Annotated in this window: 9 protein-coding genes and 1 pseudogene; 6 read left to right on the forward strand and 4 right to left on the reverse strand. The window is 51.0% G+C overall.

The window, feature by feature from the left end; genetic code table 11:
• The 4 genes and pseudogenes from ACA373_RS21790 to ACA373_RS21805 form a co-directional block, all read left to right on the forward strand.
• The coding region (locus ACA373_RS21790) for a hypothetical protein (RefSeq protein ID WP_370735131.1) at positions 1-245 on the forward strand (245 nt) is incomplete at its 5' end.
• 402 nt (positions 246-647) lie between these two features.
• Positions 648-1,754 (forward strand): efflux RND transporter periplasmic adaptor subunit, encoded by a 1,107-nt coding sequence (locus ACA373_RS21795; RefSeq protein ID WP_370735132.1) that lies wholly within the window; start codon positions 648-650, stop codon positions 1,752-1,754.
• Positions 1,751-4,846, forward strand: a complete 3,096-nt coding sequence (locus tag ACA373_RS21800; RefSeq protein WP_370735133.1) for an efflux RND transporter permease subunit — start codon at positions 1,751-1,753, stop codon at positions 4,844-4,846. Before ACA373_RS21795 ends, ACA373_RS21800 begins: the two co-directional genes overlap by 4 nt.
• A gap of 87 nt (positions 4,847-4,933) precedes the next feature.
• A pseudogene (locus ACA373_RS21805) lies at positions 4,934-5,046 on the forward strand (hypothetical protein); the annotation flags it as partial.
• Between the two features lie 975 nt (positions 5,047-6,021).
• Here the strand turns inward: ACA373_RS21805 and ACA373_RS21810 are convergent.
• The 4 genes from ACA373_RS21810 to ACA373_RS21825 all read right to left on the reverse strand — a co-directional run bounded on the left by ACA373_RS21810 (position 6,022) and on the right by ACA373_RS21825 (position 10,803).
• Entirely contained in the window at positions 6,022-6,447 is a 426-nt protein-coding gene (locus ACA373_RS21810; RefSeq protein WP_370735134.1) for a hypothetical protein, read from the reverse strand.
• An 816-nt stretch (positions 6,448-7,263) separates the two neighbouring features.
• The gene (locus ACA373_RS21815; RefSeq protein ID WP_253461366.1) at positions 7,264-8,229 is read right to left on the reverse strand and encodes a ParB family protein; all 966 of its coding nucleotides are present in this window, start codon (positions 8,227-8,229) and stop codon (positions 7,264-7,266) included.
• Positions 8,226-9,431, reverse strand: a complete 1,206-nt coding sequence (locus tag ACA373_RS21820) for an AAA family ATPase (RefSeq protein ID WP_370735148.1) — start codon at positions 9,429-9,431, stop codon at positions 8,226-8,228. The genes ACA373_RS21815 and ACA373_RS21820 overlap by 4 nt, the downstream gene beginning before the upstream one ends.
• A gap of 775 nt (positions 9,432-10,206) precedes the next feature.
• Complete coding sequence (locus tag ACA373_RS21825; RefSeq protein ID WP_301253033.1) at positions 10,207-10,803, reverse strand: DUF1349 domain-containing protein; 597 nt, start codon at positions 10,801-10,803, stop codon at positions 10,207-10,209.
• Between the two features lie 1,057 nt (positions 10,804-11,860).
• On the opposite strand from ACA373_RS21825, the gene ACA373_RS21830 reads away from it, so the two are divergent.
• Positions 11,861-12,874, forward strand: a complete 1,014-nt coding sequence (locus tag ACA373_RS21830) for a RepB family plasmid replication initiator protein (protein WP_253461360.1) — start codon at positions 11,861-11,863, stop codon at positions 12,872-12,874.
• Between the two features lie 660 nt (positions 12,875-13,534).
• Positions 13,535-14,521, forward strand: a complete 987-nt coding sequence (locus ACA373_RS21835) for an SDR family oxidoreductase (protein ID WP_253461358.1) — start codon at positions 13,535-13,537, stop codon at positions 14,519-14,521.
• Positions 14,522-14,578: the final 57 nt, after the last annotated feature.

Below are 14,578 nucleotides of genomic sequence, written 5' to 3' on the forward strand. Positions count from 1 at the left end.
CTTTTAGCCGATGGCTGAGAAGCCCTGACGAGAAAATCCGTGAAGGGTTTTATATCTTCATTAAACGTCTTAATTGTGATCCCGCCAGTCCTGCATGTTCTGCAAAGAAGTTTATTCTCTGCCTGGCTTTCGGGATAAGTAGCGGTTTTCTGATTAAGGGGATCAGAGGCGTTATGCCAGGGTATCAGAGCCTGCATCTGCGCAAGAATTACCAGTCCCTCCGGTTTGAAATGCCAGAACAATAAAATTTTTCGCCAGCTCACCCAGGCTGGCAGGATCCTTATAGTCTGCATATTCCACGTAATCCTTAATCCGTTGAGTAGCAATCGGTGGGTAATATCTTCTGTCAGGCGCCCGCATTGCAAACACTGAGCACGTCTGCGGCCACTGAATGAGCGCATCATGGCTAACGGGCGGCAGGCGGGAGATTTTTAACGAATAACGCTGCCGGACGAGGCTGCACATGCAATATATCCGGTCATGCGGCCTTATATCTGTCCGGTTCAGCCGGAAAAGACGCCGGCTGCTGCTGCGCTCCCGCCATCACTGATACTGAGAAGCCTGCCCCCTGATTTTGTGACTATTGACATTAATAGTCACTAGTCTGAGAATGCCGTCACCGTCCTGTTAAATCAAAAAGGGAACCCATGCACAGGCTTAAACCTGCCACCTTTGCCGTATGCCTGTTGCCGCTTGCCCTTGTGGCCTGCGGCGAGCCTTCCGACGCCAGCGATCCACGTACTCAGCCCCCTTTGGTCAGAGCCGTAACCGTAGTGAGTGCTGTCGATACCTCCCGCGCATTTACCGGCGTTGTTGTCGCACGCGTTCAAAGCGACCTTGGTTTCAGAGTTCAGGGAAAGATCCTTGAACGCCTGGTTGATACCGGCCAGACCGTTAAGCGTGGCCAGCCCTTGATGCGTCTGGATCCCGTTGACCTGCGTCTGCAGGCACAGGCTCAGCTTCAGACCGTCGCGGCTGCACAGGCTCGTGCCAGACAGGCGGCTGATGATGAGGCGCGTTATCGTGGCCTGGTCGCTACAGGCGCCGTATCGGCATCGGCCTACGACCAGATAAAAGCCGCAGCGGATACGGCAAAAGCTGAGCTCAGTGCGGCTCAGGCACAGGCCAGAGTGGCACAAAACGCAACGGGTTATGCCGTGCTGCTGGCCGACGCCGATGGCGTGGTCATGGATACGCTGGCCGAGCCGGGCCAGGTCGTCAGTGCAGGGCAGCATGTGGTCAGGCTGGCCAGAGCAGGCCAGCGCGAAGCGGTTGTGCAGCTGCCCGAGACGTTACGCCCGGCTCCCGGAAGCGAGGCTAATGCAACGTTATACGGTGGTGGAAAACAGTCGTCTCCTGCGAAGCTGCGCCAGCTCTCCGATGCGGCCGATCCCGTGACGCGTACCTTTGAGGCGAGATATGTGCTGGAAGGGACGCTGGCAGGCGCACCGCTGGGTTCTACCGTTACGCTCCATATTGCAGAAGATAAAGCAGCCCGGCAGGTGATGCAGGTACCTTTAGCGGCAATCTATGATCCAGGAAAAGGGCCGGGTGTCTGGAGTATTTCAGGTAAACCCGCCAAAGTGTCATGGCGGTCCGTTCAGGTGCTGGGTTTGGCTGACGATGCGGTAAAGATAACGGGTAGCCTCAGGCCAGACGAGCAGGTGGTTGCTTTGGGTGCGCATTTGCTGCATGACGGCGAGGCCGTCCGCATGGAACAAAGCGACACCCGCGTCGCCGGGAGCCAGCTATGAGCGAGGGGAGATTCAATCTTTCAGCGCTTGCGGTTCGTGAGCGCTCAATCACCCTGTTCCTGATCATCCTGATTACGGTCGCGGGCGTTCTTTCATTTTTCGAACTGGGACGGGCTGAAGATCCCCCTTTTACCGTCAAGCAGATGACGATTATCTCTGCCTGGCCGGGCGCTACCGCACAGGAAATGCAGGATCAGGTGGCCGAACCGCTTGAAAAACGCATGCAGGAGCTCAGGTGGTATGACCGGAGTGAAACCTACACGCGTCCCGGACTGGCTTTTACCCTGCTGTCACTGCAGGACAGTATGCCGCCTTCACAGGTACAGGAAGAATTCTATCAGGCGCGTAAAAAGCTGGTTGATGAGACCAAAAACCTGCCGGCTGGTGTTATCGGGCCGATGGTTAATGATGAATTTTCCGATGTGACCTTTGCGCTCTTTGCGCTGAAAGCAAAAGGGGAACCACAGCGACTGCTGGTCCGCGATGCGGAATCGTTGCGCCAGCGCCTTCTGCATGTCCCAGGGGTCAAGAAAGTCAATATTATCGGGGAGCAGGCGGAACGTATCTTTGTCTCGTTCTCCCACGACCGGCTGGCCACGCTGGGTATTTCTCCTCAGGATATTTTCTCCGCCCTCAACAGCCAGAACGTACTGACACCCGCCGGTTCAATTGATACCCAGGGACCGCAGGTCTTTATCCGCCTTGATGGCGCTTTCGATAAACTGGAAAAAATTCGGGAAACACCCATCGTTGCGCAGGGCAGAACCCTGAAACTTTCTGACGTCGCAACCGTTGAGCGTGGCTATGAAGATCCGGCGACTTTCCTGATCCGTAATCAGGGTGAACCGGCATTGCTGCTGGGCATCATCATGCGGGACGGCTGGAACGGCCTGGATTTGGGGAGCGCGCTGGATGCTGAAACGGCCAAAATCAATGAGGGTATGCCGCTCGGCATGACCTTGACCAAGGTCACCGATCAGTCAGTCAACATCAGCTCCGCTGTTGATGAGTTCATGATCAAATTTTTTGTCGCGCTGCTGGTGGTCATGGTGGTGTGCTTCGTCAGTATGGGATGGCGCGTGGGCATTGTGGTCGCGGCCGCCGTGCCGTTAACGCTGGCTATTGTCTTCATGGTGATGGAGGCTTCCGGCAAAAACTTTGACCGTATCACCCTGGGGTCGCTGATCCTTGCGCTCGGGTTGCTGGTTGATGATGCCATCATCGCTATTGAAATGATGGTGGTGAAAATGGAAGAGGGCTACGACCGGATCAAAGCCTCGGCCTATGCCTGGAGCCACACAGCCGCCCCGATGCTCGCCGGCACGCTGGTCACCGCCGTTGGTTTTATGCCTAACGGTTTTGCACAGTCCACAGCAGGTGAATACACCAGCAATATGTTCTGGATTGTAGGTATCGCCCTTATTGCTTCCTGGGTTGTGGCGGTGGTGTTTACGCCTTATCTGGGCGTGAAGATGCTGCCGCAAATCAAAACGGTAGAGGGAGGGCATACGGCCCTCTACAACACCCGTCATTACAACCGCTTTCGACGGGTGCTGACCCGCGTTATCGCGCAAAAATGGCTGGTGGCCGGCACCGTTATTGCCCTCTTTGCCGTTGCTGTGCTCGGGATGGGGCTGGTGAAAAAACAGTTTTTCCCCACTTCCGATCGCCCGGAGGTGCTGATTGAGGTTCAGATGCCTTATGGCACCTCTGTTGAGGAGACCAGCGCCACCACGGCGAAAATTGAAGCCTGGCTGAGAAAGCAGAAAGAGACAAAAATCGTCACCTCCTACATCGGGCAGGGGCCGCCGCGGTTTTATCTGGCCATGGCGCCCGAGCTTCCCGATCCGTCGTTTGCGAAAATTGTCGTGCTGACGGACAGCCAGGATGCACGTGAGGCGCTTAAGTTCCGCCTGCGCGAAGCGGCAGCCGGCGGTCTGGCGCCTGAGGCGCGCGTACGCGTGACGCAACTGGTGTTCGGTCCGTATTCACCTTATCCGGTGGCCTACCGGGTTATGGGGCCGGATCCCGCCACCCTGCGTGAAATTGCAGATAAGGTAGAGAAGGTGATGCAGGCCAGCCCGATGATGAGAACCGTCAACACCGACTGGGGGCCACGGGTACCGACGCTGCATTTCACGCTTAATCAGGACCGCCTTCAGGCGGTAGGGCTGACAACAAACGCGGTTGCGCAGCAGCTTCAGTTTCTGCTTTCAGGGGTTCCGATCACCTCTGTGCGGGAGGATATCCGTTCGGTGCAGGTGATGGGACGGGCTGCAGGTGATATCCGGCTCGATCCGGCAAAAATAGCGGGCTTTACCTTAGTGGGGGCTTCCGGCCAGCGCATTCCGCTCTCTCAGGCAGGCGAGGTTGAGGTACGAATGGAAGATCCTGTTCTGCGCCGTCGCGATCGTACTCCGACCATTACCGTAAGGGGAGATATCGCCGACAACCTGCAGCCGCCGGATGTTTCTACGGCAATGATGAAAGCGTTGCGGCCGGTCATCGATAAGCTTCCGGCCGGATACCGCATTGAGCAGGCGGGATCGATTGAAGAATCCGGTAAAGCGACGAAAGCGATGGCGCCGCTGTTCCCGATTATGATCGCCATGACGCTGCTAATCATCATTTTGCAGGTGCGGTCGATGTCAGCGATGGTGATGGTCTTTCTTACCGCGCCGCTGGGACTGGTCGGCGTAGTGCCCACGCTGCTGCTCTTTAACCAGCCGTTTGGCATTAATGCACTGGTTGGACTGATTGCCCTGTCGGGCATCCTGATGCGTAACACCCTGATCCTGACAGGACAGATCCACCATAATGAGCAGGAAGGGCTGGCACCTTTTGATGCGGTGGTGGAGGCAACGGTACAGCGCGCCCGCCCGGTGTTACTGACGGCAATGGCTGCCATTCTGGCATTTATTCCGCTGACGCATTCCGTGTTCTGGGGAACGCTGGCCTATACGCTGATTGGCGGTACGTTGGGCGGCACCATCATCACGCTGGTGTTCCTGCCCGCTATGTACGCAATCTGGTTCAACATTCGTCCTGATAAACCGACCTCTGCTGACGAAGAAGCCTTGAAGCGACCATAGCGCTTAATCAGGCGTGATCTCTGAAGAAGGGATCACGCCCTTTACTATATCGAATTGAGTGAGGAGGTTTAACCTGTGGCGCCTGAAATTCAAAAGCGCATTGTCGTGACCGGCAGCGGCGTTGTCAGTCCTCCCGGATGCGGTACTTATAAGGTCTGGTATAGGCTTCTGAGGAGCGCTCGGGTATAACAAGCCTTTCGATACCAATCCATTGATGTCGCCTGAAAGCGTCAGGAGATTTTAAATGCCGTTTTGTCGGTGAGTAGTACCGTAACCCGGCAAAGGCGGCTACGGTTTGACATATTTCACCAACCCTCCTCGCTGCAAAGTCAGAGCTGCCAGTACCGGTGAAGAACCCCTTGTGCGCCATCGGGGTGATCATGGCAAGGCCTCTATCCATCTTAAAGCAGTACTGATTTTAGTTACAGCATCCTATTTAAAGCCAAGTCTGTCCCAAGCCTATGGCCCGGAGCGGTACGGCTTCTCAGTGGGGAGAAGCGGATCCGGGTATCGGGATGTACGTAGAGGTTACCAAAAGACTTTATGGATGCTGTAACTAATTCTGTTATGGACGATGCCATCCGTATACAGTTTACTACCTTAATTTTCATAGCTACTGCGAAAGTTTTTTAATAGAGCGAGATTTTATGCCGGTAACTAAGTGGAGAGAGCGACCTTTTTAGTGCTGTCTCTGACGCACGAAAGATACTCCCTTTTTGAAGGGCATGCTGTGTTAAGTATTAATATTCGAAATTAATAGCTAACCGGCCCTACTTTTTGACGCTAATCTCATGTATCGAAGTTAAGTGCTTTTCAGATGCCCCTTCGCCATTTTTCGGTTTCAACATGACCTACTCATGCGGTAAAAGGCATAAGAAAAGGGGTTAGTTTAGTGAAACCTGACAAAGCTGAATTTATGTTACGGTGCCAGCGCAAAACCGCGCCCGACTGCAGTAAGTTAATAAAGGGCAATGTTAAGGCTGGAGGACAGTATAGGGTTCCGGATCGGTATTCAGGCGCCTCGGCTGTTCGGTTTTCAGCACCGATTCCAGCGCGATGACCTGCTGAACCATTATTTTCGATGATCAGGCGACCCAGTATGGTAATGGCCGTTCTTTCTGCCCGCTTTGGCTACCGCAAGGGAACCAACCTGCCCTGCCGTTTCATTCAGCAGTTCATCCAGACGTTCCCCGTTCTGGCGGCTGCGTTTTTCCGGCTCGCCTGCCTGATGACTTTGTCCTGCTCCTACCTCGCCAGGTCTGTACTGATAGCCTAGTTGCGGAACTGGCCAGGTCAGGCACGGCTCTCTTCTCCAGAGATGCCGCATAACGCAAAAATTTTTCAGACAACCAAAGACGCAATGGCTTGTTCGGGCCGCTATCATTATCCTTCTCGTGCAGCACGATAACGTAGCGCAGCTGTTCATGTACTGATAAAGCTTCAGGCGGGCTGTTACAGGCTTTACGTCCGTTTTCATAAACCTGAAGCATACCCCTTGCCACATCGATATGCTTCAATGGCGCCATGATTTCAGACGGATAATCGCTGTCGGGATTGTAATCGCAGTTTGCAACCAGTGTGTGGGACAGGACATCCAGCACCTGGCGGTTTTCAGAACGCGCACGTATGCGCATCGGTTTTGGTTTGAAATCCGGATCGTTGTGACGCGTATAGAGTACATATCCCGTCTGACAGAGCTTAATTAGATCCCGGTTTCTGTGCCAGTCGTGGCTTTGGAAACTTACAACTATCCTGGCTGCCAGATAAATACGTATCCTCTTATGCCCATAGTGTGTAGCTCAGATGCTTGCTCGTTCCACATTGAAGGCACATATATCTGCACCCTTAAGTCACATAATGCCCGCTTCTCCAGCGCAGATATATTTGTGACAAGCGCCAATGCATGAAAAAGTGTGATGTGCATAAAGACATCCTGCCGGATTAAAGTTGTCTGTGTTCCGACCTATGCGATGCCGACAAATCTGCCCGCAGCAAGCAGAGGGCGCAGCGTCGAAACCGCAACTGGTGCACTACAGGCAAGGATTAATACGAAATCTACAAACCAAAACAGAAGATCATAGTGGGACTTTCAATATGAAAGAAATCAAAAAATAATTTATTTATCATAAAGTTAAGTACATAAATTCTGCGGGACAATTTTATGAGTGGCTGCATAATGAGCGATGCATTCTGGCGCGGCATAAATGATACTATTTAAGACAGTTATGCTTTCCAAATACACGCCGCTCAACCTCTTCGCTGTTGAAGTTATCTGTAGGCTCAGAAAAAAACCTCGGGACTTTCAGTATGAAAGGATCCGAGAAAAAAATTAAAATTCAGTCAGTTACATACGAATTTTTGGCGGGACAATTTGACTGGCAGACGATGCCGGGATCGCCCGGCACTTGATAAACTTTCTATTCACCGCCAGGCATTTTTTCCATTATTTGCTTTATTGCCTCATCAATCTCCGCCTGTAAAGCAGGTGAAATTCGGGAGAACTCGTAGACTACCAGACGTTTTTTCAGGTCAGTTTTCTTTCTGGCATATTGACGACGATCGGCAAATTCGCGCAGTTTTACTGTTTCAACCTGCTTACCCACTGCCTGTTTTAAGCTCTTACTTTCAGCACGAATTATCGCAATAATTTTCGCTTTATCCGTACTTGCCCCCTCAGTCTCTGCAATCTGCTGCCTGACCTTTTTCATCAGTTCAGCAACAGGCATTCCTTTATTTTTAGCATCTTCAGCCACCTTGAGAAGCAACTGGTAGTCAGCCAGGGAGATATCATTGATTACGGGAAATACGGCGACCATTTCATCAGGAACCGCAGCAGCCTGGAACGCGCGCGTAACTTTAGCTGGAGAGATATTTTCCGCTCGTGCTATTTCGTCCTTGGACATACCTTTGTCGTACATCATCTCAAAACGTTTGCCCAGCTCGCGTAAACTGTGTTCCCGTGCTGTCTGGATATCAATAGCCAGCTGGCGCGCGTCTGCAATGCTGAGCTCGTCTTTGGTGACCAGTACGTCAAATTTTGTCTGGCTAAAAATACATGCGGCACGCCGGCGTGTACCGTCCAATATTTCTATACGCCCACCGACTTCGCGACCGATGGCCGGAAAAAATTGTTGCAGCTTAATGGTACGTGAGATATCACTAACTGATTCAGGCGTAAGCATGGTTTGATCACGCCCGTTAACTGCTGAGTCAACAAATGTTTTAGCCTCAATATCTCCGCTAAACACAACGGTACTGACAAATTTTGCGGTTTTGCCTGATTTAAGCGTAAAGGTCCTGAAATTACCTTCCCCTTCGAGCATTTTGGCAAACTCAGAACTGCTGTTTCCCAGTACACGCCCGCGTGCTAATACCTTTTTCATTCTGCGGATCCCCTGATGAACTCAATTCGGTCAAAAACCGCCTTTGTGAAACGTTCGGCTTCTGTGCGGGCCTTTTTTAGTGCTTCTGCGCTACCGGGATAAGACACCGGATTTGCACTTATTATCGTATCGAATGATTCACCGCAGCGCTCAAATCCATCCAGGCGCGGCAAGGATGAATCCAGAATGCTGCTTGCATAAACTTCCCGCGCAAGACTGTGTGACGTTTCATGATCGCGCTTACTGGTCATCTTGGACATAAACCCGATATTTGCGCTTAAACGCGGTTCGACGCCCTCTTCTTCCAGTCGCTCCAGCATTTCAGGTAAGCGGGTCAGATATTTAAGCGTCGAATGGAAATCGACCTGTGCCGGTGGAGTGGGCGTCAACAGTAAATCACTGGCCGCCAGGCCATTAAGCAAAAACGGATCGAGGTGAGGGCCGGTATCGATAAAAATAAAATCGTAATCGTCAGCAACACGGTCAATGATTTTTTTCCTGAGGACTTCAGAAGGCTTTGAGCCGGGAAGATGTTCTGCAACCAGTGACTCCCACTGGCTGGCCACAAAACCATCATCAATGGATGCCGGTATCACATCCACGCCAGGGATGATCGTCGGGCGGATGACGGTTTCGCGTAATGTTTCCGCATCAAGATCGTTCAACATAGCCTGCGCAGCAGTCTCAAGAACCGACCCGATACTGTGGGTATGATCCAGGAACATGGTACTTGATGCCTGAGGGTCGAGATCTATTACCAGAATCCGTAAATCATGACGCAACAAATCCTGATGTACACGTAGTGCATGTGCCAACGTTACGGTACTGACGGTCTTCGATACCCCACCTTTCAGGTTTACCACAAAAATCACATAAGGTTCCTGATGTATATCCCGGTATTTAGGAATTTTGCGATGCGCATAGATATCTATAACGTTTTGAATTGTTAATGCATATTGTTCAACGTTACCGACCTGCTTTTTGTTGAAATCATAACCCTGTTCTTCCATTTCTTTCATGGATTGTTCGACGATACGGCGGCTCAGTTTAGGTAGCTTTGCCACTGCATTGCGAGTATAAGTCTGATGGTACTCTGTCAGGTTAAACTCTTTCCGCTGCTCCTCAATATCCCGGCTCATCGCCTGCAGTAAAGAACTTGCTCTCAAAGCTATCGTACCAACACCACCGTAATCGCGTTTCATCATTATTCCTCGGTTATAATCCCTTGCCTGAACGGGCATCTCAGCAAAAACAATTGTACATACACCCGGCCAACGTACAACAAAAAATAGCCAGGCAAAAAAAAATTGTACGTAATCATTTTAATTGACGCTCAACCTGAAATCAGGTGGCCTGGAAGCGCTATAGAAAGATTTGCTATCCGGCGTAAACCGGCATCATTGAATCCAGGGTAGGGCAAACAATGGTGCGAATGTGTGATGAGGATGAAAAAGGCATTTCGCCTTTCCATGCGTTACGTTGTTAGCGATAGTGGGCACGCTTTCCGGTGCAAGCTCAATGTTGTCCATCACAACAGTGAGTGGTTGAGCATGCGCCTCGTTATGATGTCGTTTCCATCAGGGTTAACCTGTCCTGCAAACTGCTGAACGACGACCTCTGGGAGCTCGATATCATTAAGAGAGATCCGATGAACGTGCGTAGAAAGTTCTGTTAGTTACCGCAATTCAGGAAACCGCTGGGGTTTGGACTGGTGAAATAGCTTCCGGATGCGCCGGAGAGTAAGTCTTGCCGTCTGCATCCGGAGGATCGGCAGAATGAACTCAAATCATTTGTGGGATACCTTTCCTGCAGAAGCACAAACGGACCAGGGTAGAAAGAATGGCAAACATTAAGCCAAGAAATACTTGATACCCTGCATTAAATGCAAATGCTTGCAGCCTTAGCGTAAGTTTTTTCTGTTCGCCTCTTATAGCCTGAACAAAGTTATGGCTTTTTTGCCGGGATCCTGATACGAATTCATGTCAAATCGTGAAGCGATTTACTCAAAGGAGACCCGAGCCTGAACTCGTCAAATGTTATTTCAAGTCCTTCTCTCTCCGGGGTGCAGCCCATCACGCCGATAAAACGATTTTTTATATCTGGCCAGTGACATAGCCTCAGCAGCGGCCATTTTTTACCATCTGTCGAATACTGGATCCTTAAGGCCTCGTTTTCCAGCGTAGTGCGCATCCAGAAAGTTTGCGGATCGCCGGGAAAAAGACCGGTTGACCAGTCAGAGGTTTTACGCGTAACCACGCACCCTATAGATGACAGATCGTCATTAAATTCAATCCCAGCTTTAACCCAATGATGTTCGTCATCCTGCAAAAAAATACCTGCCTGGTCATACAGATGGCAGAAATTCGCCATGATTTTTACCTGAAGGGTAAAGTCGTTCTCCACGTAAAATCCATACGCATGTCCGGTATGCCGCTGAAAACCGTAATAGGTTTGACGCCAGAAATCCGTGTTGAGCGCGGTAGTTAACTGTAGTTTTCCATTTTCCAGTGAGTAGTTATCGGGCTTGTTGATCCAGTTGCCTTTGCCTGCTTCCAGTGAATCCACAACAATCATAAGCCTTCCCCATGTTGAGCGTATATCAGACCCTGTTTTTTGAATTCTCGTTTATTCAGCAAACCGCAATATAAGCTTTTAGTCACAAGCGGTTAGCCAGAGGCGGTCAGTCAGGGCATAACGCATTAAAAACGAGAGTCTGGTTTCCCGGGCCAAGGTTAAAATCCTGGCATGGGAAGTATTGTCAGCGTAGCTGATTATTGTGGCATGGGTTCTCTCAATGCATATATTGCTTTTTTAGCGGTGCCTTAATGTGCAACTAAAGCCAATGTTAATTAGTACATTTTATCCGCTGTGATCCCCTTGCATATGTGAAAAGTCGCTGCCAGTTGAAAGCACTTATCTATTTTTTTCAAATCAGTCAGACCATGTTGCGGTCTTAGTTTTGATATCGAACATCAAAAGGTGGTAAGAGGCGTAGTGTACCAATAGTGATAGCCAGTTTTTCCTTATTATTCACAGGCCAGATCCAATCAATCGATCCTGAATAGATCCTTCTAAGATCCCTAAGAGATCCCCGGAGTCGCTCAGCCCTTATCTGGCCTGTCCTGGAAGGGGGTTACTATCCACTGTGGTGAGCAAAATAACCACTGTAATAAGCTAAATAACCGCTATAACGAGTAAAACATCCACGCTGGACAGTAGTTAAAAACCACTGTAGTGAGTATCATGCCAATTTGCCTGTAGATAACTGATGATTAAGCAGTTGCCGCTGTAGCATTGCCTGTAGCGGGTTTGCTGAACCTTTGTATTATCCGGACACAGCTTTAACCCATAGCTATCCACAGGCTCCTGAAAATAAGATTTTTTTATCCACTGGTTCGATCCAATAACAGATCATATAAAGAACCAGAAAGACCCATAAAGATCCCCGCGCTTCGCAAGGCCTGCCGTAACTGGCCTGAGAAGGGATCGTTAACCACTGTGGTAAGTAAAACAACTACTGTAGAGAGTAATAAATCCACTATAGCAAGTAGCCTGACCACTACGGTGAGTGTTAGTATCCACTGTAACCAGTAACGGCGAATATCGCTTGTTCATATCACGGGTTTGTAAAATGCCGAAAAAAGAACAAGAAATCAGTCAGATAGATGCAGCTTTTTGTGAAACGGACAAGAAGACGGGAGAGGTTATCAACCTGACTCCTAACAGTAACAATACCGTTCAGCCGGTGGCGCTGATGCGGCTTGGGCTGTTTGTACCCACGCTTAAATCGACGGCGCGGGGCAGAAAAAACCAGATGTCGACCATGGATGTCACTGACGAGCTGAAACAGCTGTCGATCGTTAAATCCGAAGGGTACGAAAATATCAGGATAACCGGTGCCCGGCTTGATATGGATAACGATTTCAAAACCTGGGTCGGCATTATCCATGCCTTTGCCAAATATAAGGTGCTGGGAGACAGCGTAACGCTGCCGTTCGTCGATTTCGCTAAACTGTGCGGCATCCCTTCTGTACGCTCTTCAGCGAAGCTGAGAAGCCGTCTGGATGCTTCCCTGACCCGCATTGCGACCAATACTATTCAGTTCAGCAACAAAGAAGGGGAGTATTACGTCACGCATCTGGTGCAGTCAGCCAAATACAGCACTAAAACCGACAGTGTTACTCTCCAGGCCGATCCCAAGATTTTTGAGCTCTATCAGTTCGATAAAAAGGTGCTTCTTCAGCTCAGAGCCATCAACGAGCTGTCCCGTAAAGAGTCTGCACAGGCCCTTTATACTTTTATCGAAAGCCTGCCGCCTTCACCAGCGCCCATATCCATGGCCCGCCTGCGCGCTCGCCTGAACCTCACTTCGCGTACCATCACGCAAAACGCGACCGTCCGTAAAGCGATGGAGCAGCTGAGGGAGATCGGCTACCTGGACTACACAGAGATTAAGCGAGGCAAAATCGTCTATTTCGTCATCCACTACCGGCGGCCAAAGCTCAGACCGGCAGAAATCCCGCTTGGCCTGCCCGATTTGCCTGAGGACGAGATTGAGGAAACCGCACCCCAGGGCGAAATGGTTATGCTTTCGCGAGAAGAGCTGGAACTGTTAGAAAAGATCCGTAGCGGTAAAAAACCGTAACCACTGTGGAGAGCAAAAGCGCCAGCAACCACTGCGATGAGCGTCAGTTTGCTCCTGTAAGTCACCGTTATGTCGGATAAGCAACCACTGTAATGAGAGGCGGATCTCATTACAGTGGTTGTTGAGCCAGCGTTAAGCAAGTCAGGCTCAAATACCTTCCTGCCTGGCTTTACCAAAACATGACTCTAGCCAGACACGCTGTACGCCTCGCTATTAAAGGTCACGCTCACCAGAGTGGATACATTTTTACCGCCGTTTTACTCACTATAGTGGTTATTACTCCCCATAGTGGTTTATTACTTTCCGCAGTGGTCAAAAGTTTACGCCTTTTTACTCGCTTCAGTGGTTAAGCGGAAACTGCCCGGCAGAAACCAGGAAGGGCGTTTTCTTCATTCTGAGAGCGGCGGTTGGTCACCTACGAAATGATATTAATGCTTTATATCGCTCGAGATGGACTGCTCTCGGGAGCTCGCTGACTACAGTCATCTTCGTGCGCACAATGCGGCAGGACAGCAGGCGTTCCTTCCATTTATTGATCCCTGTTCTGCAATCAACCAGCTATTTTTCAGCAGCCTGCCATACTCTGTTAACGAAAATTCGTGCGTTTATCATTTTTTATTTATCAGACGGCTGTGACGCAGCGGTTTATGAGGGCCAGATATGTTGCAGGAAAAAGTAGCGGTAATTACAGGTGGGACTTCTGGCGTAGGACGCGCCAGCGCACAGGCCTTTGCTGAAGCAGGCTATGCGGTAGCGGTGATTGGCCGTAGTGAACAAAGCGTAAAAGAGACTATTGAAGAGTTAAAACTGTTTGGTGTACAGGCATCGGGCGCGGCAGTAGATGTGGCAGACGGCGGCGCGCTGTTGGCGGCCGGTCGTAAAATCGAAGCCGAACTTGGTCCGATCAACGTCTGGGTTAACGCAGCCATGCTGACCGTGCTGGCGCCCGTTACGCAAATTACTGACGAAGAATTCCAGCGCGTCACCGATGTGACCTATCTGGGCTGCGTTCACGGCACCCGTACTGCGCTAACGCTGATGGGGGAACGTGACGAGGGGATTATCGTACAGGTAGGCTCAGCGCTCGCTTATCGTTCGGTTCCGCTACAGTCCGCTTACTGCGCGGCCAAAGCGGCAATCAGGGGCTTTACGGATTCGCTGCGCAGCGAGCTGCTGCATAACAACAGTTCGATTCGGCTGACTATGGTGCATCTGCCGGGCGTTAATACCCCTCAGTTTGACTGGTCGCGTAACAAAATGGGCAACACCGTTCAGCCTATGCCGCCCATTTTCCAGCCGGAGGTCGCCGCCAGAGCCATTCTTAAAGCCGCGCGCCATGCGCCGCGGGAAGTGTGGGTCGGGCGTTCCACATTCCAGTCCATCGTGGGCAATATGCTGTTCCCGGGCCTGCTGGATCGTATGATGGCAAAACAGGGCTGGAGCGGCCAGATTACCGAGGAGCCGGAGGTCGCTGGCCGGCCGGATAACCTGCATCAGTCCGTCGAAGGACTGCACCGCAGTCACGGCCGTTTTGATGAAAAAGCGGAGCAGCGTGCGCTTAATCTGAACGTCAACAACCCCGGATTGACCATTCTGGGCGTTGCTGCCGTGGCCTGGCTGGGATTACGCAGCTTGCGGCGCCGTTAAAGCCTCTGCACGAGCAGGAGGTGAGCATATCGCAATTTTTGAGTAAAAGGCGCTCAC

Source organism: Erwinia sp. STN24, from assembly GCF_041320675.1.
GTDB classification, from domain to species: Bacteria; Pseudomonadota; Gammaproteobacteria; order Enterobacterales; family Enterobacteriaceae; genus Erwinia; species Erwinia aeris.

Excerpts from the sequence above, each read along its gene's own strand:
- ACA373_RS21830 (WP_253461360.1), top strand. The coding sequence starts at position 11,861 with ATGCCGAAAAAAGAACAAGAAATCAGTCAGATAGATGCAGCTTTTTGT.
- ACA373_RS21825 (WP_301253033.1), bottom strand. The coding sequence starts at position 10,803 with ATGATTGTTGTGGATTCACTGGAAGCAGGCAAAGGCAACTGGATCAAC.
- ACA373_RS21835 (WP_253461358.1), top strand. The coding sequence starts at position 13,535 with ATGTTGCAGGAAAAAGTAGCGGTAATTACAGGTGGGACTTCTGGCGTA.
- ACA373_RS21815 (WP_253461366.1), bottom strand. The coding sequence starts at position 8,229 with ATGAAAAAGGTATTAGCACGCGGGCGTGTACTGGGAAACAGCAGTTCT.
- ACA373_RS21795 (WP_370735132.1), top strand. The coding sequence starts at position 648 with ATGCACAGGCTTAAACCTGCCACCTTTGCCGTATGCCTGTTGCCGCTT.
- ACA373_RS21820 (WP_370735148.1), bottom strand. The coding sequence starts at position 9,431 with ATGAAACGCGATTACGGTGGTGTTGGTACGATAGCTTTGAGAGCAAGT.
- ACA373_RS21800 (WP_370735133.1), top strand. The coding sequence starts at position 1,751 with ATGAGCGAGGGGAGATTCAATCTTTCAGCGCTTGCGGTTCGTGAGCGC.